General features: G+C 34.2%; 19 protein-coding genes. 9 read left to right on the top strand and 10 right to left on the bottom strand.

Features of this window, described 5'->3' with window-relative positions; translation table 11 throughout:
• Positions 1–20: 20 nt before the first annotated feature.
• The gene (locus tag LNQ81_RS10620; protein ID WP_229946567.1) at positions 21–2,282 is read right to left on the bottom strand and encodes an aconitate hydratase; all 2,262 of its coding nucleotides are present in this window, start codon (positions 2,280–2,282) and stop codon (positions 21–23) included.
• Positions 2,283–2,579: 297 nt separating this feature from the next.
• Here LNQ81_RS10620 and LNQ81_RS10615 point away from each other — a divergent pair, with 297 nt between their 5' ends.
• Positions 2,580–3,044 (top strand): OsmC family protein, encoded by a 465-nt coding sequence (locus LNQ81_RS10615; protein ID WP_229946566.1) that lies wholly within the window; start codon positions 2,580–2,582, stop codon positions 3,042–3,044.
• 89 nt (positions 3,045–3,133) lie between these two features.
• Here the strand turns inward: LNQ81_RS10615 and LNQ81_RS10610 are convergent, their stop codons facing one another.
• From LNQ81_RS10610 to LNQ81_RS10600, 3 genes are all read right to left on the bottom strand, one after another.
• Positions 3,134–5,896 (bottom strand): bifunctional aconitate hydratase 2/2-methylisocitrate dehydratase, encoded by a 2,763-nt coding sequence (locus tag LNQ81_RS10610; RefSeq protein ID WP_229946565.1) that lies wholly within the window; start codon positions 5,894–5,896, stop codon positions 3,134–3,136.
• A gap of 406 nt (positions 5,897–6,302) precedes the next feature.
• Positions 6,303–7,676, bottom strand: coding sequence for a peptidylprolyl isomerase (locus LNQ81_RS10605; protein WP_229946563.1), 1,374 nt, complete (start codon positions 7,674–7,676; stop codon positions 6,303–6,305).
• Positions 7,663–8,532, bottom strand: coding sequence for a hypothetical protein (locus LNQ81_RS10600; RefSeq protein ID WP_229946562.1), 870 nt, complete (start codon positions 8,530–8,532; stop codon positions 7,663–7,665). Before LNQ81_RS10600 ends, LNQ81_RS10605 begins: the two co-directional genes overlap by 14 nt.
• Before the next feature lie 492 nt (positions 8,533–9,024).
• Between LNQ81_RS10600 and LNQ81_RS10595 the strand changes: the two genes are divergently transcribed.
• Positions 9,025–10,617 carry a peptide chain release factor 3 gene (locus tag LNQ81_RS10595; protein ID WP_229946558.1) on the top strand — a complete coding sequence of 531 codons (1,593 nt, stop codon included), beginning with the start codon at positions 9,025–9,027 and terminating at the stop codon, positions 10,615–10,617.
• Between the two features lie 223 nt (positions 10,618–10,840).
• On the opposite strand, the gene fabF is transcribed toward LNQ81_RS10595, so the two are convergent.
• The 4 genes from fabF to LNQ81_RS10575 form a co-directional block, all read right to left on the bottom strand.
• Positions 10,841–12,082, bottom strand: a complete 1,242-nt coding sequence (gene fabF, locus LNQ81_RS10590) for a beta-ketoacyl-ACP synthase II (RefSeq protein ID WP_229946557.1) — start codon at positions 12,080–12,082, stop codon at positions 10,841–10,843.
• 54 nt (positions 12,083–12,136) lie between these two features.
• Positions 12,137–12,682 carry a TetR/AcrR family transcriptional regulator gene (locus LNQ81_RS10585; protein ID WP_229946555.1) on the bottom strand — a complete coding sequence of 182 codons (546 nt, stop codon included), beginning with the start codon at positions 12,680–12,682 and terminating at the stop codon, positions 12,137–12,139.
• 704 nt (positions 12,683–13,386) lie between these two features.
• Complete coding sequence (locus LNQ81_RS10580; protein WP_229946553.1) at positions 13,387–13,902, bottom strand: DUF2892 domain-containing protein; 516 nt, start codon at positions 13,900–13,902, stop codon at positions 13,387–13,389.
• Positions 13,903–14,068: 166 nt separating this feature from the next.
• On the bottom strand, positions 14,069–14,725 hold the full coding sequence (locus tag LNQ81_RS10575) for an HAD family hydrolase (protein WP_229949285.1): 657 nt from the start codon (positions 14,723–14,725) through the stop codon (positions 14,069–14,071).
• 100 nt (positions 14,726–14,825) lie between these two features.
• Here LNQ81_RS10575 and LNQ81_RS10570 point away from each other — a divergent pair, with 100 nt between their 5' ends.
• From LNQ81_RS10570 to LNQ81_RS10545, 6 genes are all read left to right on the top strand, one after another.
• The gene (locus LNQ81_RS10570; protein ID WP_229946552.1) at positions 14,826–15,368 is read left to right on the top strand and encodes an RNA polymerase sigma factor; all 543 of its coding nucleotides are present in this window, start codon (positions 14,826–14,828) and stop codon (positions 15,366–15,368) included.
• Positions 15,369–15,399: 31 nt separating this feature from the next.
• The gene (locus tag LNQ81_RS10565) at positions 15,400–15,825 is read left to right on the top strand and encodes a hypothetical protein (RefSeq protein WP_229946550.1); all 426 of its coding nucleotides are present in this window, start codon (positions 15,400–15,402) and stop codon (positions 15,823–15,825) included.
• A gap of 4 nt (positions 15,826–15,829) precedes the next feature.
• On the top strand, positions 15,830–16,261 hold the full coding sequence (locus LNQ81_RS10560; protein WP_229946549.1) for a hypothetical protein: 432 nt from the start codon (positions 15,830–15,832) through the stop codon (positions 16,259–16,261).
• A gap of 86 nt (positions 16,262–16,347) precedes the next feature.
• A complete protein-coding gene (locus LNQ81_RS10555; protein ID WP_229946547.1) occupies positions 16,348–17,559 on the top strand; it encodes an RsmB/NOP family class I SAM-dependent RNA methyltransferase in 1,212 nt (403 codons plus the stop codon).
• A gap of 258 nt (positions 17,560–17,817) precedes the next feature.
• Positions 17,818–18,765, top strand: a complete 948-nt coding sequence (locus LNQ81_RS10550; RefSeq protein ID WP_229946546.1) for an endonuclease I family protein — start codon at positions 17,818–17,820, stop codon at positions 18,763–18,765.
• Positions 18,766–19,079: 314 nt separating this feature from the next.
• The gene (locus LNQ81_RS10545; RefSeq protein WP_229946544.1) at positions 19,080–20,111 is read left to right on the top strand and encodes an endonuclease I family protein; all 1,032 of its coding nucleotides are present in this window, start codon (positions 19,080–19,082) and stop codon (positions 20,109–20,111) included.
• Between the two features lie 54 nt (positions 20,112–20,165).
• Here LNQ81_RS10545 and LNQ81_RS10540 read toward each other — a convergent pair whose 3' ends face one another.
• Positions 20,166–20,780 (bottom strand): NAD(P)H-dependent oxidoreductase, encoded by a 615-nt coding sequence (locus tag LNQ81_RS10540; protein WP_229946543.1) that lies wholly within the window; start codon positions 20,778–20,780, stop codon positions 20,166–20,168.
• A 94-nt stretch (positions 20,781–20,874) separates the two neighbouring features.
• Between LNQ81_RS10540 and LNQ81_RS10535 the strand changes: the two genes are divergently transcribed.
• Positions 20,875–21,783 carry a LysR family transcriptional regulator gene (locus tag LNQ81_RS10535; RefSeq protein ID WP_229946541.1) on the top strand — a complete coding sequence of 303 codons (909 nt, stop codon included), beginning with the start codon at positions 20,875–20,877 and terminating at the stop codon, positions 21,781–21,783.
• Positions 21,784–21,815: 32 nt separating this feature from the next.
• Here the strand turns inward: LNQ81_RS10535 and LNQ81_RS10530 are convergent, their stop codons facing one another.
• Positions 21,816–22,463: a DedA family protein gene (locus LNQ81_RS10530; RefSeq protein WP_229946540.1), complete on the bottom strand. Its 648-nt coding sequence runs from the start codon at positions 22,461–22,463 to the stop codon at positions 21,816–21,818.
• Between the last annotated feature and the right edge of the window lie 374 nt (positions 22,464–22,837).

Genomic DNA, 22,837 nt, shown 5'->3' with positions numbered 1-22,837 from the left:
TCTATTTATAACTATTGTGATTACTTACCAGCTGCAATTAAGTTTAATGCAGAACCAGCTTTAAACCACTCTACTTGACTTGCATTATAGGTGTGATTCGCTTTAATAATATCTTTAGATCCATCAGCGTGTATAAACTCTAAAGACAATTGTTTACCTGGAGCAAAATCAGTTAAGTCTAAGAAGTTGATTGTATCATCTTCTTGAATCTTATCATAATCCGCCTCATTAGCAAATGTCAACGCTAACATTCCTTGTTTCTTCAAGTTAGTTTCATGGATACGTGCAAACGATTTTACTAACACAGCCATTACTCCTAAGTGACGAGGTTCCATAGCAGCGTGCTCACGAGAAGATCCTTCTCCATAATTCTGGTCACCCACTACGATAGTTGGCACACCAGCTGCTTTATAAGCTCTCTGCACTGCAGGTACTGGTCCATACTCCCCTGTCAATTGATTCTTCACATTGTTCGTTAAATGATTGAAAGCATTCTCCGCACCAATTAACATATTGTCAGAAATATTATCTAAGTGACCACGGAAACGCAACCAAGGTCCAGCCATAGAAATATGGTCAGTCGTACACTTACCAAATGCCTTAATTAACAATTTAGCTCCTGTAATATTCTTTCCATCCCAAGCTGTAAAAGGCTCTAACAACTGAAGACGACTTGATGTAGGTGAAACTTCTACTGCTATACTAGCTCCATCAGCTGCTGGTGCTTGATATCCTGGATCCTCAACATCAAATCCCTTTATTGGTAATTCATCTCCTGTTGGTGGAAGTAGTTTCACTTCTTCCCCATTGTCATTGATTAGGGTATCCGTGATTGGGTTAAATCCTAAATCACCTGCAATCGCTAACGCAGCTACCATCTCAGGTGATGTTACGAAAGCATGCGTATTAGGGTTACCATCAGCACGCTTAGAGAAGTTACGGTTAAACGAGTGAACTATAGTGTTCTTCTCTTGTTTATCAGCTCCCTCACGATCCCACTGTCCGATACATGGTCCACAAGCGTTAGTAAACACCTTAGTTCCCATCTTCTCGAACGTCTCGATAATACCATCTCTTTCTATCGTATAACGGATTTGTTCAGAACCAGGGTTAATACCGAACTCTGCTTTAGGCGTAATACCGTGAGCAACTGCTTGCTCTACAATAGACGCAGCTCTTGACATATCTTCGTAAGAAGAGTTAGTACAAGATCCGATTAATCCCCACTCTACTTTTAATGGCCATCTATTCGCTTCAGCCTCTGCTCTCATTTTTGAAACAGGAGTACCTCTATCTGGCGTAAATGGTCCATTAATATGTGGTTCTAATTCTGACAAGTTAATCTCTATTACCTGATCAAAGTATTTCTCTGGTGTAGCATATACTTCAGCATCACCTGTTAAGTGTTCTGCTACGTTATCAGCTGCATCCACTACATCTTGACGACCTGTAGCAGCCAAATATCTTCTCATTGAATCATCATATCCGAAAGTAGAAGTAGTCGCTCCTATCTCTGCTCCCATGTTACAGATAGTACCTTTACCAGTACATGACATAGAAGTAGCTCCTTCTCCGAAATACTCCACTATAGCACCTGTTCCTCCTTTTACAGTAAGGATATCAGCTACTTTAAGAATCACATCTTTCGGTGCAGTCCAACCGTTTAATTTACCTGTTAACTTCACCCCAATTAGTTTAGGAAACTTTAGCTCCCAAGCCATACCAGACATAACATCTACAGCATCTGCTCCACCTACACCGATAGCTAGCATACCCAATCCTCCTGCATTCACAGTATGTGAGTCAGTACCGATCATTAATCCTCCAGGGAAAGCATAGTTCTCCAAAACGATTTGGTGGATAATACCTGCTCCTGGTTTCCAGAATCCAATACCATATTTATTAGAAACTGACGATAAGAAATTAAACACCTCAGATGATTGTGTCTCTGCTACTTTCAAATCTGCAGACGCACCTACTTTTGCTTGAATCAAGTGATCACAGTGTACTGTAGTAGGTACAGCTACTTTCTCTTTTCCAGCATGCATAAACTGTAGTAATGCCATCTGTGCTGTTGCATCTTGACATGCTACACGGTCTGGTGCAAAATCAACGTAGTCTTTACCTCTTTCAAATGATTGTGATGGTGTTCCATCCCATAAATGAGTATATAAAATCTTCTCTGAAAGTGTTAATGGACGACCAACTATCTCACGAGCTTTCGCTACGTGGTCAGGCATTTTATCGTACACTTTTTTTATCATTTCAATATCAAAAGCCATAATATAAGTTCTTTTTTACAATTAAATTATATTTACAATTTAGCGATTTTTGATTCAAATAATTTCTATAAAAATGTTAAAATAGAATATTTAAAACGATTCTATTTAAACAAAACAAGTTTACAAAAAATGCTTTAAGGATAATATCATAAAGATACTAAGTTGTGTATTTTGTTTAAATTTGAATAAAACTAATAAGGGTAGCTGTTGCACATCTCTTATCTAAATTCACTAACCAAAATATATAGGTAAGCAAATGCTATTTGTGAATTCTCCATCTTATTTAAAACAAATACTATGTACAAACATCTTTTTAAAGCTGCCCTAAATTGGGTTGCTACTGACAAGTTAAAAAATTCAAACAAAAAGATGTATGCCAAAAGCCATACCGTCAAAATAGAGGGAAAAGATATTTTATCTATTTCAGCAGCCAAAGCCTTTAAAGGAGATCCTACATTGCTAAATCCTGAAGATTTATTGCTAAGTGCCCTTACATCATGCCACATGATGTCGTATTTATACGTATGCCAACAACACGATATAGAGGTGCTTGCTTATGAAGATAATTCTGAGGCTACATTAGTACTAAATACTGATGGCAGTGGACGTATAACCAAAGTAGTTTTAAATCCGATAGTATACATCAAAGATGAATCACAAAAAGAGTTAGCACTACAACTACATACCCAAGCCAACAAACTTTGCTTTATTGCTAATTCTTGCAATTTTGAAATAGAACATCATGCCCAATGCTATAACTAAGTCATAGTGTTTGATTAAAAGTATACCATCAAAAAAACGAGGTAATCTTTATAGACTACCTCGTTTTATATTTATAAATACTATTCTAATTATTTAGTCGGAATAGGCTTGAACTTAGTCAAGTTGATTCCTTCTACAGAAGCTTTATACTCAGCTAATGTAGGGATTCTACCTAAGATAGCAGATAGAACTACTACCGGAGTAGAGGCTAATAAAGACTCTCCTTTTTTGCGTTCTGAATCTTCTACTACACGTCCTTGGAATAAACGAGTAGACGTAGCCATAACAGTATCTCCTTTAGCAGCTTTCTCTTGGTTACCCATACATAGGTTACAACCAGGACGCTCTAAGTACATGATATTTTCATATTCTGTACGGTTCGTGTTCTTTGGCAATAAGTCACTGAATTCAAATCCAGAGTACTTTTGTAAGTATTCCCAATCACCTTCAGCTTTTAACTCGTCAATGATATTGTAAGTTGGTGCAGCTACTACTAAAGGTGCATTAAACTTAACAGTACCTGTTTGTTTCTCGATGTTTTTAAGCATTTGAGAAACGATCTTTAAGTCATCTTTATGAACCATACAAGAACCTACGAAACCTAAGTCTACTTGTTTGTTATCTCCATAGAAAGAAAGCTCTCTAATCGTATCGTGAGTATAACGTTTAGACACGTCTTCGTTATTTACATCTGGATCAGCGATCATTGGTTCTTCGATGATATCTAAGTCGATAACTACCTCAGCATAATATTTAGCATTAGCATCTGGAGTCAATGCTGGTTTGTCACCAGATTTAATCTCTTCGATTCTCTTATTTGCTTTATTGATTAAACCTTGAAGTACTTTGTTAGCATTATCCATACCTTTCTCGATCATAATTTGGATACGCCCTTTAGCAATCTCTAATGATTCGATTAATGTATCATCTTGAGAAATACAGATAGATGCTTTAGCTTTCATCTCTGCAGTCCAGTCAGTAAATGTGAATGCTTGGTCAGCAAGAAGAGTTCCGATGTGAACCTCGATAATTCTACCTTGGAATACGTTTTCTCCTCCGAATTGTTTCAACATTTGAGATTGAGTAGCGTGAACTACATCACGGAAATCCATGTGTTGTTTCATCTCTCCTTTAAACGTCACTTTTACAGACTCTGGGATTGGCATAGAGGCCTCTCCAGTTGCCAATGCAAGAGCTACTGTTCCTGAATCCGCTCCGAAAGCAACACCTTTAGACATTCTCGTATGAGAGTCACCACCGATAATGATAGCCCACTCATCGATAGTGATATCATTTAATACTTTGTGAATAACGTCAGTCATTGCATGATACTCTCCTTTAGGGTCACGAGCAGTAATCAAACCAAAGTCATTCATAAACTTCATCAATTTAGGGATATTAGCTTGTGCTTTTTTGTCCCATACTGATGCAGTGTGACATCCTGATTGGTAAGCTCCGTCCACGATAGGAGATATAACTGTAGCAGCCATTGCTTCTAACTCTTGAGCAGTCATTAAACCTGTTGTATCTTGAGACCCAACGATGTTTACTTCTACACGTACGTCAGAACCAGCGTGTAATACTTTTCCTGAAGTTACACCTACTGCATTTTTATTAAAGATTTTCTCTACAGCTGTTAACCCTTGTCCTTCTACAGAGATTTCTTTAGATGGAGCAAAAACTACAGGAGCTTCAGTTCCCAATAATTTAGCTGCGAAAGTTTGGATCTTTTTACCAAAAACGATAGCATAAGAACCACCTGCTTTGATAAACTCCATTTTTTGAGGAGTAAGTGCTTTAGAGATATCTATAAGCTCTTGGTCTCCGTTATAAAGTTTTTTTGTTTTTGTATTGATTGTAAGTACTGTACCAGTAGCTACAGAATATACTTGCTCTAATACTGGCTCACCTTTTTCATTGCGAATAACCTCACCATTAGCATCTGTTTTCTTAACCCAGTTTTTAAGATCTAATCCGATACCACCTGTTACGTCTACAGTAGTTAAGAAAATAGGAGAAATACCATTAGTACCCCCTACGATAGGAGCGATATTAACGAAAGGCACATAAGGACTTGCTTGTTTACCTGTCCATAAAGCTACGTTATTAACACCTGACATTCTTGAAGATCCTACTCCCATAGTACCTTTCTCAGCGATTAACATCACACTCTTACCAGGATTAGCAGCCTCTAATGCTTTAATCTCTTTTTGAGCAGCTGGAGTGATCATACATTGTCCATGAAGTTCACGGTCAGAACGGGAGTGAGCTTGGTTACCTGGAGAAAGTAAGTCAGTAGAGATATCTCCTTCACCTGCGATGAAAGTAACGATCTCTATCTTCTCTGCTACTTCAGGAAGTTTAGTAAAGAACTCAGCCTTAGCATAACTCTCTACGATATCTTTAGCGATAGCATTACCTGCTAAGAAAGCTTCTTTTAGACGATCTGTATCAGCATCATATAAGAATACTTGTGTTTTAAGTACATTAGCAGCACTCTGAGCAATAGCTACATCATTACCTAAAGCTAAATCAAGAAGAACCTTGATAGATGGTCCACCTTTCATATGTGATAATAATTCGAAAGCAAAAGCAGGAGTAATCTCTTTTACTACAACTTCACCTAAGATGATTTCTTTTAAAAACTTTGCTTTAACACCAGCAGCACTTGTAGTACCAGGCAAAACATTGTAAATAAAAAGCTTAAGAGAATCCTCGCGGTATTCATTCTCTGTATCTTTTACTTGTGCTATAACTTCACTTAGTAATTCAGCACCATCAATAGGCTTAGGGTTAAGTCCTTGATTTTTTCTTTCTTCAATCTCGTTGATGTAATCCTTGTAAAGGCTCATAGTTAATGTCTATTTAATAAAAGGCTGACGGCTAAACCTTAATCAACCTATACATGTTATTTGTATTAGTTCATTTCTAAGTAACTACCTGATAAAGTTATCAATGTCATTAATAACTTTAGAACAAGTATTTACTTTGAATTTTTGTCACTACAAATTTAATCAAACTAATTAATATTCAAAAATTTTTAATGTTTCCCTCAAATACAAAAAATATTATTTATAAACATTCTACTTCACTGAATAAAACTCAATAATTTTAATAAACAGACCTCCATATTTTGAAATTATTTATTTTTTAATGCTTAAAATATCATATTGCAACAAATAGTCTATAAACATAAAAAAAACGACATTCTAGCTTATTGCTAAAATGTCGTTTTCAATCTTTCAGATTATTATATTCTTATTTTTTCAGCCAATTATTACGGAATTTACAATCGCGAAATTCACCTTGAATGTTAATATAAGCATCTTTTACTTTAATTGATACCCATTTTTCTACTTCTTGACCTTGTTTTTTATTCAAAGCCATATTCTTAACTTTAGTATAATCCTCTGAAAAATCAATTTTATGCTCTGGATACTTCTTATTAACTGTAACAATACGGTAATACTTTTGCTGTTTAAACATATCATTCTTTAGAGCTGGTTGAGAAACTTCTCCTTCTTTTAGATTAGAGACTAAAAAATAAAGTTCTCTATCCTCCATATTATTTAACTCAAAACGAGGATCTAAAGATCTAGGGTCTTTCATCACACCACCGTTTAACTTAGTGTCTTTATCATCCGAAGAACTAGCTGCTGCTTCTGCAAAAGTGATTTCTTTATTGACTATCTTTTCACGTATACTTTCTACTTTCTTTTTTGCCTCAGCCACTGCTTCTTCTGTAGGTTTTGGTACTAATAGAATATGTCTAACATCTAAGTGCTTACCTCTGACTTTTTCTAAATATATAATATGAATACCAAAGTCTGTTTCGAATGGTTCTGAGATCTCTCCTTCTGCCATATTAAAAGCAGTTTCTTTAAACTCTTTAGCTAAAGGATCTTTTTTAGTAAAAGAAATAAAACCTCCATTACTAGCAGAACCTCTATCATCAGAGAACAATACAGCTTTACTAAAGAAGCTTGCTCCATTTACTAGCACATCCTTCTTCATGTCATTAAGTCGGTCAATCACCTTTTGTTTTTGTTCTTTCGAAATTTCTGGTTTAATAATAATCTCAGCTATTTCAACCTCATCACCTACATTTGGCAATTGATCTTTAGGTATTTCATTATAAAATGTACGCACCTCTTCTGGAGTGATCGTTACCTTCTCTACAATATGCTGTTGCATATTTTGAGTTAATTTATTCTGTTTTACTATCTCAAATAAAGTTTCGCGTAACTCTTCTTCGTTTTTCTTGTTATAAAATTGAATAATTTTATCCATAGAACCAACATCTTCAACCATGCGGTTTATTTGTTCGTTCATATAACTAGTAACTTCAGCATCACTTACCTCTAAACTATCTTGCACAGCTTGATGCGCAAAAAGTTTATCTTCTAATAGTTTCTCAAATAAATCACATTTCGACAAATCTCCTACCGGAATACGCTGCGCTTTTAATTCTATCAGCGTTTTATCAATCTCTGATTCCAAGATAATGTAATCTCCAACTACTCCAACTACTCCATCTATTTTTCTACCGTGTTTTGTCTGCCCTTGTGCAAACCCTACAAAAGAAAGAGCTAACCCTAAAGCTAACATTATCCCTTTATTAAAAAACTTCATACCTTTTATTTTTTTTAGCATCCTTTAAAATATCTTCTTCGTATTGTTTTAATAACTCCATCTTTCTATCATTAATGACCATCATCTTTAATGACTTTTTTAAATAATCAAAAGGAATAACACTTCCTCGACTTAATACTTTGTTCACTTTTACAAAATAAGTACTATTTTCTTCTTCTACCTCAAAAAAGCTATTGTTTTTTAAGTAATTATCTTTATTACCACCATTCAAAAAAGGTAGTTTATCATATATTTGCCTTACATCCACCCATATAGAGTCATTTAACGCATATGATTTCATGTGTAAAGACATTGATTCTAATCTATCGTGATCTTCTCTTTTAGAAGATATAAAGTACTTTCTAACTGTTGAATAATTACTGTTATCTTTAAGAACATTAGCATAAGACATCTTTACCAACATATCCTCTACTAAGAAGTTGTTTTTATACTTGTCATAGTATACTTTTAAATCCCTATCATTTATAAGAGTATCAATATTCTTTTGTACTAATTTCTCTAAATAATCTTTAATTAACAAGTCACTTTTAAACTGTTCTACTAACTTATCTATCTCTTCTTTCTTATCTTTAGACAAATTAAACTCAGCTGCTTCAATCAGTAATTTCTTTGTTGCCCACTTATCTATATATCGAGTAACAATAGCTAAACTATCTTTCTTATCTGCATTAGAAGGTACTAACCCTTGTATCTCGTCTGTATCCAAATATACATCATTCACTCTTGCCGCTGCACCATCCTTAGACGTAGAAGAACCAATATTATTACAAGAAGCTACCACAGTTAAAAACACTGATCCCAACAAAAAAACTCTTGTCAAACGATTTTTTCTCATATCTATATTTTATCTTGATCAACCATTCTCCAAAAATACTTATTTTATATGTATTGCTAAAGCAAAAACGAAGAGTACTCACTTTTTATATATTCCAAAGATTAAATACAACTCACAATAATACAAATACTTTGATAAAATAAAACTATCTATTAACGAAGTATTGGTAATATTGTTTTAAACAATACTAGGATAAATAACTACTCACTTCAATAAATATTGTAATTGATATTCATTTTACTTGTCTTTTATCTTATCCCACAAGCATTGTTAGCTATATACCACAACACATTTGCGCTCCAGTCTCCTTTCGCTACCTCTGCAATATATTCAAATCATTCATTCATATTTATTTTATAAAATCACTTTTCGCTTAACTGTCTATTGTATATTCATAGATAATTCAACTATTTACAGTGTAACCTTATAATTAAAAAAACGCCTTTTAATTCCACAAAATATAAGTACTTTTGTACCTCAAAATTTTTAATAATGAGTTTTTTAAAGGAAATAGATCGTAGACGTACATTTGGTGTAATTGCTCACCCTGATGCTGGTAAAACAACATTGACTGAAAAGTTACTTCTTTTCGGTGGAGCTATTCAAGAAGCTGGTGCAGTAAAAAACAATAAGATTAAGAAAGGAGCTACTTCCGATTTTATGGAGATTGAACGCCAACGTGGTATTTCTGTTGCGACTTCAGTTCTTGCATTTAACTATAAAGATAAAAAGATTAACATCCTTGATACACCTGGTCACAAGGACTTCGCTGAAGATACTTTCAGAACACTTACTGCTGTAGATAGCGTTATCGTAGTGATTGACGTAGCTAAAGGGGTCGAAGAGCAAACCGAAAAACTAGTCGAAGTATGTAGAATGCGCAACATTCCCATGATCGTGTTTATCAATAAACTTGACCGTGAAGGACGTGATGCTTTCGAACTTATGGACGAAGTAGAACAAAAATTACAACTAAGAGTAACTCCTTTAAGTTTCCCTATCGGTATGGGGTATGACTTTAAAGGTATCTATAACATTTGGGAAAAGAATATTAACTTATTTAGTGAGGACAGTCGTAAGAATATTGATGAGACCATTAGTATCTCTGACTTGAACTCTCCTGAATTAGATAGTATTGTTGGAGCAAAACCTGCTGCTACATTACGCGATGAGTTAGAAATAATAGAAGGAATATATCCTGAATTTGATAGAGAAGAGTATTTAAGTGGTCACTTACAACCTGTGTTTTTTGGTTCTGCCTTGAACAACTTCGGTGTACGTGAACTATTAGATTGTTTCGTTCAAATAGCTCCATCTCCACGACCTAAAGAATCTTCTACTAGAGTAATCGATCCTAAAGAAAATGCCTTTTCAGGATTCGTATTTAAGATTCACGCAAATATGGATCCTAAACACAGAGACCGTTTAGCGTTTATCAAGATTGTATCTGGTACATTTGAACGAAATACACCTTACTTACATGTAAGACAAGGTAAAAAACTTAAGTTCTCTAGTCCAAATGCTTTCTTTGCAGAGAGAAAAGAAATTGTAGATATCTCTTATGCAGGAGATATCGTAGGTCTGCATGATACTGGTAACTTCAAGATCGGTGATACACTGACTGAAGGAGAAGTAATGCAATTCACAGGTATACCAAGCTTCTCACCTGAGCACTTCCGTTATATCAATAACGCTGATCCTATGAAATCTAAACAATTAGAGAAAGGTATCGACCAGCTTATGGATGAAGGGGTAGCACAGTTATTTACGCTTGAAATGAATGGTCGTAAAGTAATCGGAACTGTAGGTGCACTTCAGTATGAGGTTATCCAATACCGTTTAGAGCATGAGTATGGAGCGAAATGTACGTATGAGAACTTCCCTGCATATAAAGCATGTTGGGTACGTCCAGAAGATCCTAAAAACGAAGAGTTTAAAGAATTTAAACGTATTAAACAGAAATTCTTAGCCTTCGATAAATCAGGCCAATTAGTGTTCTTAGCAGATAGCGAATTCTCTATCCAAATGACACAAAGTAAATTCCCAACTGTGAAGTTAGGATTCACATCAGAAGAGATTAAATAGTCTTAAATACTATGTAATATAAATCGCTTAAGTTAGTTCTTAGGCGATTTTTTTTATGTATAAATTATAGTAACCACAATCCGCATCTTGTTGAAAGAAAACATCTAACGATGCTTTATGTGGGCATAAAGTTTTATACCCCTACCGTTGTGCGCCGATAAGACGTGACATGTATAAATCAATAAAAAAACGCTTAAGAGTAGATCTTAAGCGTTTTTAATATTTATACTTTCTTAAAGATAACGATGGCATTATGCCCTCCGAAGCCGAATGAGTTACTCATCGCTACGTTGACTGTATGCTGTATAGCCTCTTTCTGTACAATATGAATACCACTTGGGATACTCGGATCGAGGTTCTCGATATTGATAGTCGGTGGGATAATATTATCAGTAATAGACTTGATAGAAAGGATAGCTTCTATCGCTCCTGCACCACCTAATAGATGTCCCGTCATAGACTTGGTAGCACTGATGTGTAAGTTAGATGGATTATCTCCAAATACAGATTGTATTGCTTTGATTTCACATAGATCGCCTACAGGAGTAGATGTCGCATGAGGGTTAAGATAGTCCACCTGATCAGGTGATAACTGTGCTTCCTCTAAAGCCAACTTCATACCATAAGCTGCTGCCTCCCCTTCTGGTAAAGGAGAAGTGATATGATACGCATCAGCTGTCATAGCTGCCCCCACTATCTCACAGTAGATCCTCGCTCCTCGCTTTTTAGCAGATTCATACTCCTCAAGAACTAAAGCCCCTCCACCTTCTCCCATTACGAAACCATCTCTTCCCATATCATATGGTCTTGAGGCAGTAGCATAATCGTCATTACGGGTAGACATAGCCTTCATCGCATTAAATCCTCCTATAGAAGTCTCTAATATTGGAGCTTCAGATCCACCTGCTATCATTGCCTTAGCCTTACCTAATCGGATATAATTAAACGCATCCATAATCACCGTATTCGAAGTCGCACAGGCAGACACAGCACAGTAGTTAATCCCCATAAATCCATGCTTCATCGCTATCATTCCACTTGCCATATTTGGTATCATCTTAGGTACTAAGAATGGGTTAAACCGAGGGTTATAATTATTCTTCACGTATTCTTTCACTTCACTTTCGAATGTCGTTAATCCCCCTTGTCCTGTACCCCAAATCACACCTATGTCAAAAGGCGAATAGACTTCCGCTGATACACCTGAGTCTTCTATTGCCATCGCAGCGCTATATAAAGCATACTGCGTGAATAAGTCAGATCGCTTAATCTCTGTTACATCTAGATACTCTTTGGGGTTAAAATCACTTACCTCACAGGCAAATTTCGTTTTAAACAGCGTGGTATCAAATTTACTTATTGGTACAACACCGCTTTTACCAGCAACTACATTGTTCCAAAAAGTCTTTACATTATTTCCTAGAGGAGCGACTACGCCCATTCCAGTGATCACTACTCTTTTCATATTTATTGTTTTTATTTCTACCTACTACTAGGTAGATATTATAGGTAAAAAAAATTATATCTCTAACACTCCGTTTTGAATAATCTTATACGTCTTATCTCCCATCACATTATCTAATAATAGAGAGGCTAATAAAGAAGACTGTACTAGATACGCTTTAGTCTTAGCGTCAGTATCAAAAGAGAATACTCCCTCTTCTTTACCCTTCGCTAATAGATCTGTCAAATAATCTAAAATGGTATTTGCCATCTTTTTTAATTCCTTCTTCATATCATCAGATAAAGTATCCACAGATGATGACAGCGCTCCCATTAAACATAACCAATGTTTCTTATTTGTCTTATCATGCATAGTCACAAACTTCTTAAACTGAGTATAACTATCCATTTTATTCCATGCCCCTGTCACTACCTTAAATTGCCCTATAGTAGACTTAATAACTTCTACTCCTAAATCTGATTTGGTAGGAAAATGATAGTGTATAGATGCATTCTTGATATTCAGTCTAGTCGAAATATCAGTATAGCTAAACGCATTATATCCCTTAGTTCTAATTAATTCATCAGCTATATTGACTATGTCTGTTTTTGTATCTTTCATAATACAAAGATATAAACTTTACCTACTTACTAGTAGGTAACTATCAAAAAAAAAATCATTTCATTTCTAACATTACTACTAACCAGATAAACCCATCAGCTAATTAACCTACAAAAATCTAGTATACAACAACATAAAATAAAAAAAAACAATAACAATCAATCTCTATAATCTATTCTATTTTCTTACTACACCCACTTATTTAACCATTTAAAAATTGTAACTTGCAACTACAAAACAATTCCTATTCTACTAGAAATCAATGATCCTAACTCATAAGGATTAAAGTTATTTTACCCTTTTTAAATCCAAAACCACCTTATTATTAACTGCTGTTAAAGTTGTTCCTTTCTCCATTCATATGAATGTAAACCGACAGCATTGTGAGAGCATAGTGAGTCCATTAAAAAGCTCATTTTAATGGACTCACTATGGACTCACTCGGAATAAAAGTGCATAAAGATGCCTTTTACATAGTTTCAAAAAAAAATTGCGGAATTTTCACATAAACTGACCTAGAAGATTGGTCAAAAAAAGTAGATAATTCATCTAATTACTACTTCACAAATATAAATAAAAAAATCACTACTTCACACAGGGGAAATAAATTACACTAGCATGTATGCTAATAACTGATCCTACGGTATGGCACAAAAAAAGCTACACCATAGTGTAGCTTTATACTTATATTATAAATGTTGAAATTAGATTTTCTTCATTTGTTGTTTCATCATTTTTACTTGATCTTTTAGAGCCCCTTGTTTATCTAGCTTCTGTGCTTCGCTTAATAACTTGGTTGCTTCTAATTTTCTTCTTTTTGTCATTGCTATACCAGCCAACTGTAATTTAGCCATAGCTAAGTCCTGATCCATATTAAGACCAAACTCTATTGCTTTCTTCATATACTTTTCAGAAGCGTTTAAGTTAGTCTGTGAACACATAATACCCAATAGGTAATTATAATATCCGTTCTGTTTACGCACTAATGCTGTATCAGGATTTTTGATTTTATCTAACCATTTCTTAGCTCCATCAAAGTCTTGTTTTCTAAGCTTTAAAAACGCTAATAGGATAAACTCGTTTTTATAGTAAAGTAATATTACTAATGAAATAAGGAATAATAAGAAAATACCGTTACCGATATTACCTTCTACAAATTGCCAAATCGAAACTGCAAATAATACTGCAGCGATACCTAATTTAATATATCTATGAAACATCTACTTAATATACTTTTATTATAAAGAACGCAAAGTTAATAAATTCTGACCATTATAAAAATAAAACAAAGTCAAAATAAAGAACCTTACATTCTAAAATTACTATCTAAACTACACTTTCTATTATCATTCACACTAGATATACGCTAAAAAAAAGGTTTACGAACTACAAATTAATTATATAATCCGCGTCTATGTCTCTAAAATCATGTACTATATGGTTTGCCCCAGTATAATCTTGTTGTTTTGAGTTAGCACTTTTATATCCGATTACTCTAATATCAGCTGCATTAGCCGCCTTAATCCCATTCGTACTATCTTCTATCACCATACAATCTTCTACAGCATTATGCTTAGCTAATGAGGCCGCCTTTAAGAATATCGCTGGATCAGGTTTAGACTTAGGTAAATCTTCACCACTGACGATATGACTAAAGAAAGGATACAATCCAAAACGAGTGAACACTCTATCTATCGTACTCTTAGAAGCAGAAGATCCCACGATAAGTTCGATTCCTTTTGCATGCAGTCCTTCTATAAGTTCGCGTACACCTTCTATTAATTCTAAATCTGGTTTGGTATCAAATGATTCGTTAAACAAAGCTCTCTTTCTCAATACCAGCGATTGTACCTCCCCTTCTACACCATATAATTCTTTAATTCGCTCGTAAGTGTTTTTAGTAGAATGCCCAGTAAATGAATTATATACATGTTCAGACACATTAATACCTAATTCTCTAAAGTGTGTATGATAAGCATATCTGTGTACTGGCTCTGTATCTACGATAACACCATCCATGTCAAATATAACAGTCTTAACCATTTTTTTTCTAGCAAAAATAACTTCTTTATAGATATAAAACGACATTAAATTCCTACTTTTACTTTTGTCTCTAAAATAAACTATAAAAAACAAATATCTCTTGGTAGACGAAATTGCACTTTTACATCGATTAAAAAATAACGACACAAAACATGAAGCATTTCGCGATTTGATCTCTGCATATCAGGAGAGACTGTATATGCATATACGAACTATCGTACTTAATCACGATGATACAGATGATGTATTACAAGAAACGTTTATTAAAGTATATCAAAATATCGATACTTTTAAAGGCAATAGTCAATTGTTCTCTTGGCTATATAGAATAGCTACCAATCAAGCATTAGACTTTCTAAGGCAGAAGAGCAAGAAACTCAATATCCTTGACACAGAATTTAACGACTATCTAGTGAACCAATTAGAGGCGGATAGTTTGTTCGATGGAGATGAAGCAGAACTATTACTTCAAAAAGCAATAGCATCTCTACCTCAGAAACAACAATTAGTCTTTAAAATGAAGTACTACGAAGATTTAAACTATCAATCCATATCAGAAATATTACAGACTAGTGTAGGCGCACTAAAAGCTTCTTATCACCACGCTGTCAAAAAAATAGAACAATTTTTAGAAGCAAATTAAACCTTTAGATTTAAAATTCGTCTAATAATAAATGAGAATAAAAATGCACAACAAATACTCCAATAACAATAATCCTAAGCACGTATTTAAAATACCTGAGGATTACTTTGCTAATTTAGAGAGTAGAGTGATTTCTGCTGTAGAGAATACTACTCCTACCCCGAAAGTCATTCCATTGTACAAAAATAAATTTGTATGGATGGTAGCAGTTGCTTGTATTGCACTTTTTGTAGGTATTAGTACAGTTTATAAAACTGAAAAAAGCAACCGAATCAACAACGAGAATATAGAAACATATCTAGAATACAATCAATCTTACTCCTTAAACAACGAGATTATCAACTCTCTTAATGAAGAAGACTTAGAAGATCTAGAAGACAATATAGAAATACAACAATCACAATTAGATCATTATTTGCTATCACATATTGATATCGAATATTACTTAAACGAATAACACGATGAAACACCTATTCATTATTATACTAGCCCTAGTGTGTAGTGCGCTAATTTATGCACAAGATAAGCATGATCAGATACGTTCTCTAAAAGTAGCTCACATTACTTCTGAGTTAAAACTAAGTAGTGATCAAGCGGATAAGTTCTTACCTATCTATATCACTTATGACAAAAAAATGTCTGAACTACGCCACACTGACATCTTTAGATATATCAAGAACACTGATATCGAAGACTTAAGCAAATTAAGCGATAGAGAAACAAGCAAAAAAGTACAAGAATTAATAGACTTCGAAGAAAACTACTCTTCTACTAGAGTTAAGTTTATTGAAGATGCTAAAAAGATCATTGGCGAAAAGAATATTCTAGTTTTAAAGAAGGCAGAAGATGACTTTAATCGAAAACTTCTGAAAAAATATAAAGACAAGAAGTAACCTATTTAACTTAAAATAATATTAATCAATACCCATAAAGCCCGCAAATCGACGTATATTTGTGGGCTATATTTATATATATAATAATGAGATTACACAGAAACCTTGTATTTACAGTTATCGACTCTCTTTTAGCAATATTCAACGATGGGGAATATGCGGATAAAATGGTAGCTAGAGCATTGAAAAAAGATAAACGCTGGGGAAGCGCTGATAGAAAATTCGTAGCTGAAACTATCTATGAAATCGTAAGATGGAGAAGATTATACGCAGAAATAGCAGAAGTAAAAGATCCTATCAACAGAGATGATGCATGGAGAATCTTCGCTGTATGGGCTGTACTTAGAGGATATAAATTACCTGATTGGAAATACTTTGAAAACACACCGGAACGTCGTATCAAAGGAAGATTTGATGAACTTACTAAAACTAGAAAGTACAGAGAGTCTATTCCAGATTGGATGGATGAACTAGGAGTAAAAGAATTAGGTGAAGAGAAATGGACGACAGAACTTGCAGCTCAGAATAAACAAGCTAGCGTGATTTTGCGTGTGAATACTTTAAAGACTACAAGACAAAAACTATATGGTATATTAATGGATCTAGATATAGAAACTATTATACCTGAAGAATACCCAGATGCCTTAATCCTAAAAGAAAGAGCAAATGTCTTTATGACAGACGCATTTAAAGAGGGGTTATTCGAAGTTCAAGATGCTTCTTCGCAGCGAGTAGCTAGATTATTAGATGTACAACCTGGTATGCGTGTAGTAGATACATGTGCTGGTGCTGGTGGTAAGACACTACACATTGCTTCTCTTATGGAAAATAAGGGACAAATCATCGCTATGGACATCTACGAAAGTAAACAAAAACAGCTTAAAATCAGAGCGCGAAGAAACGGTGCATTCAATATTGAATACCGTATCATCGAGGGTACTAAGACAATCAAAAAACTTCACGAAAAAGCAGATCGTGTACTTATAGATGCTCCATGTAGTGGATTAGGAGTACTTAAAAGAAACCCTGATAGCAAGTGGAAACTTAGACCTGAGTTTGTAGAAGAAATAAAACAAGTACAAGAACAAGTATTACAAGACTATTCTAAAATACTTAAATCTGGTGGAAAAATGGTATATGCTACTTGCTCTATCTTACCTTCTGAAAACGAACATCAGATCGCTAAATTCTTAAGCTCAGAAGCTGGTAAAGATTTTAAATTAGTAGAAGATCACAAGATATTAGCTAGTGAGTCTGGATTTGACGGATTCTATATGGCTTTATTAGAAAAAAAATAACTCCCCTCTATACAAAAAAGCCTGTTTTCATAGAACAGGCTTTTATCTTATCCAATTTAATGTATCTCCGTTTAGTGTCATACTGGTAATTTATAGGTTAAAGGAACTGATCATGTAAACAAGTAACTAGTTAATATACAGTAATTGTAAAAATTGGTATTATCTAGTTTAATGGGATAATTACAACATTACACCCTCTTATTACATCAAACGGACATACATTTCCAATTTTATAGAAATAAATTTAAATTCATGAAAATGAAAATATTATTAGTAACAATAGCGTCTTTCTTATTATCTTTTTCAGGTTGTAGTAAGGATCCTATTATTACAGAGGCGACACCTGGTAAAGAGAAGCCTACTATCCCAACTAAACCAGAAGATGGTCATAATGAAAAACCAGATCCCGGCACTCCAGGTGACTACATTATCCCTGCTAATCAAAAAGAATATTATGCAGTAGTAGATTTTAGTAAACAAGGTAAAGAGTTAAAAGATCAATTAACCAGGTTACTTGAAGATACGCATACAAAAAATCTTAAATATACCCCTGAAGTATGGGAAGCTACCAAGGCTACAGATTACGTTCCTATAACATCTGGAAAACCTACTGAAGTATATCTACTTTATGGTCATGATAACAAGGGAAACTCAGCTGATAAACAAGCTTATACTAGAGCTATGTCTAAACAAAACCAAGGTGGAGCTGCTACTGATACGTGGAATAGAGAGCATGTTTATACTCAAAATGCAGGGAATTTTAAAACAAAACCAGAAGGTATCGGAACTGATATTCACAATCTCCGCTCTTCAGATACAGGTTGGAATGGACTACGTAGTAACTTAAAATTCATTGCAGGTTCTGGTTATTCAGGTAAGGTAGGGGAAGGATGGTATCCTGGTAACGAATGGAAAGGTGATGTAGCACGTATGATGATGTATATGTATGTAAGATATGGACAACAATGTCTACCTTCTAAAAATGCTATTGGTAGCACTGCTAATACACCAGATGGTATGATAGATCTATTACTTCAATGGAATGCGGAAGACCCTGTATCAGAAATAGAAAAAAGACGCAATGAGTATCATGGTAATACAAATAATCCTTATGCACAAGGTAATCGAAATCCATTCATCGATAACCCATACTTAGCAACCCAAATTTGGGGAGGGAAACCAGCTCATAATTTATGGGTTAAATAGACTTTTTATTTTAAAAAATACACAAAATAGGGGCATTCTGCTAGAATGCCCCTATTTTTATGTATAAAAACGTCATTTCACAAGGCTAAGCCTCTATATATATCATTAATATTACTTCTAAAAAACAAACAAAAGCCACTTAGCAATCTCTGTAAGAATGTTAATCATATCATTTTAACTCTTTTATCTAATATTTCCAATTCTTTTTTATCTATCCACTCAAAAGAGCTATAATGCGTAACTTGCAGTAGATAGATAAAAACTTCAAGTTTTATCTATTACAGAAACAGAATAATAAAACATACTCATCAGAAATGAAAAAAACACTACTAGTATTAATGGGACTAGCGTTATTCACAACATCGTGTACCAAAGATCCTATTATCACAGAACCAACAGAAAAACCTGATAACGGAGGAGGAACTAAACCTGATCCTAAACCAGAAGAACCAAGCGAAGGAAATAATGGAAATTATAATATCCCAGCTAGTTACGAAAAGTACTATAGTAAAGTAGATTTCACTAAAGAAGGAATGCAACTGAAACAACAGTTAGCTAAACTAGTAAAAGAAACACACAATCCTCAATCGTATACACCAGGTATATGGATAGCATCTGAATATACAGATGAAGACCCTAAGAATACAAACAATGTTCTACAGATATACTCTTGGCCTGATATTGATGCGAAAGATGATATCACCAAGAAAAGATCTGTGCCTAAAGAACATAAAAATAACGGTAGTACCTCACTTCCACTTACTTCACTATGGGAACGCGAACATGTATTCGCACAATCAAGAGCTGTAGATGCCCAAAAACAACAGAAAAAACTTGAAGCTGGTGGAGAAGCTCCTGCACTTACTGCAATAGAATCTGTAGCTGGTCATGATGCACATCACTTGCGTGCTATTAATAGATCGACTAACTCTTCTCGAGGAAATAGAAAATTCGTAGATAGTAAAGGTAACTCTAAAACCATTGGTACCGAATACTACTATCCTGGAGATGAATGGAAAGGTGATGTAGCTCGTATGATGATGTATATGCATATACGCTATGAGAATGAAAGAGGTGGTGGATATACTAAAGCTACAAAAATAGGAATGCCTATAGATAGTAAAAATGGTATACTGAGCGATGAAATGATCGATCTATTCTTAAAATGGAACGCAGAAGACCCAGTAGATGATATAGAAAAAAGACGCAATGAGTATCATGGTAATCCATATAACCCAGTATACAAAAGTTCACAAGGTAACCGTAACCCATTTATCGATAATCCTGAATTAGCTAACCGCATTTGGGGAGGAGAATATAAAGCTTCAAACTTATGGGTTAAATAATATATAAAAAACTAAAAAAGGCTAATGAAACTGTATTTCACTAGCCTTTTTTAGTTATTCTAATTCGATCAAATCTAATATACTTTCTAAATGATGTATATATTGATTTTTATAAATTGCAATCAACTCCTCTGTTCCATTCTTCTCAATATCATAGAAGTGCATCCCCTCGACTGGTTCTAAAGATAAAAAACTATTCATTCTGTGTAACCCAAACAATACTCCCTCATCGGGGCTAGTTTGATTAAAAAACTCACCTTTTAATGTAAAAGCTGTCTTAGGTGCATTCCAAGAAGAAGTTACCATATATTTCCTTCCTAATAACAACCCTCCTCTTCCATAATTGAGATTAGGACTTTCGTTCTTACGTCCATCACTGTAATACAGCCCATTGCGATGTCCATGTGTCAAGACCTTATCAAGGTATTCTTTTAATCCGTGTGGCAAGCCAAACCACCACACTGGTACATGATAAATAATCAAATCTGCCCATACGAAGTTATCTACCTCTGTCTGTAAATCATATTCATCGTTAATATCAGTAACCCTTACCTCTAGATTGTGCTTATCTCTTAGTGTTTCAATATCTAATTCAACTAGCGTAGCATTAAATTGTCCTTTTGAATGTGTAAAAACCTGTCCTCCATTTATTACAAATACTTTTTTCATATTCTTTTATCTAAATTTTATACCGCAAAGTTAAATCACACAGTATTCAATTAAAAATTATATAACTTTACATCATATATAACTACACTTATACATGAAAGCAAACTTAGAATGGTTTAGAACCTTTAAAGCTATTTATGAAATTGGCACTTTAAGTGGGGCTGCTAAAGAACTATACCTCACACAACCAGGTGTAAGTCTACATATTAACTCTTTAGAAGCTTACACAGGATTTGCTTTATTTGAACGCACACCACGTAGAATGCTACCTACAGAAAGAGGCAAACTACTCTATCAACAAATACTCCCTTCTATAAGCCATTTAGAGGACGTAGAAACTAAGTTTAAGAAAAAAGCAGGACAAGATAGAATAACGATAACAATAGGAATGTGTGAAGAAACATTTCAACAGACTCTAGAACACAACATACCTACATTTGACTTTAATATAATTATACAGTTTGGCAAATCAAGCTACTTAAAAGAGCAACTTAAGAAAGGATTTTTAGACCTTATCATTACTAATGAATCAGATACAAATAAGGATATAATCTATACACACCTAGCACATGAAACTTATCAAATAGTAGCAGGAAAACAGTCTTGCCTTGATGCTTTTAACTTATTGAAATTAAAGGATAAAGCTGTAATAGAACAATGGTTGATAACACAATCATGGTATAGCACAGCTACTGAGATGGATGTTCTAAATGCATTCTGGCAATTAAACTTTGGACATGCAGCTCCTTTCACAGCGAATTACATTGTGCCAAACAAATTTTCCATAGTACGTTGTTTAACTATTGGCAAAGGACTAGGACTACTGCCTGACCTCATCACTAAAGGTACTTTAAGTGAGAATAAACTAGTCAAACTATGGGATGGGTATAAACCATTAGATAATGACTTATACTTAGCTAAACGCTCTAAAACACTATTCGAAGATCAAATAAAACAAGTAGAAGAAGTACTTATACAAGAATACCACACTATGAAAACATAATGTGGTATTCCTTCTATATCTAATACAGTAGTTTAAACTACTTTTTCTTTCTGCAATTTAGCTTTTATAAATTCGTAAACAATAGGTAGAACAGAAACTACGATAATCAATAATACTATCTTAGAGAAGTTATCCTTAACGAAAGGGATATTACCTAAGAAATACCCTGCTAAAGTAAGTCCTAATACCCATACTATTCCCCCTACTACATTATAAGTCATAAAAATACTATAACGCATCTTCCCTATACCTGCAACAAAAGGTGCCAATGTTCTAACGATAGGAACAAAGCGAGCGATAACGATAGTGCGTTCCCCATATTTCTCATAGAATGAATGTGTTTTATCTAGGTGTTCTTCTTTTACCAATTGTTTTCCAAACAATCTTATTTCCGTCAAACGCATTCCTACTTTACGCCCGAGATAATAATTAAGAGAATCCCCTGTTATAGCTGCTATTAGAAGTATAACTATAGCTAAGATTATATTTAGCTCATCTGACTGAGCTACTAACATACCCGTTGCAAATAAGAGTGAATCACCAGGTAAGAAGGGCATAACAACAAGCCCAGTCTCTACGAAAATGATAAGAAATAAAATAACGTATAACCACGTTCCGTATTGCTCTATAAAAAGATGCAAATACTTGTCAATGTGAAAGAGATAATCCAATAGTTCCATAGTATCAAAGATAGATATCAAAACAAATTACTACACCGTTTTCACAAAAAAATAACAATCATCTTTTTTAACCTCTACATACTAGACAAACCATTTACCGTAATCCTATAAAAACCAATGAATAACCAATAGAATTAAATCTAATATCAAATAATTCCCACTTCCTGAATTTGCATCAAAAATTGCAATAATCCCAGAATCAGCGATAGACAAATAAACGAAAAGTAATTATACAAAACAGATCTGAATTAGTGATAAAAGCATACTATACTATGGTTATAGAGCTAATGAAAGAACTATAAAGTAGAATTGCTTTGTAGTATTTGGCTAATGCGGATTCTCGGATAATATCAATAACCATAACACTTAAGACA

Source organism: Myroides oncorhynchi (assembly GCF_020905415.1).
Lineage (GTDB): Bacteria > Bacteroidota > Bacteroidia > Flavobacteriales > Flavobacteriaceae > Flavobacterium > Flavobacterium oncorhynchi_A.
This window is presented reverse-complemented; position numbering and strand designations above follow the sequence as displayed.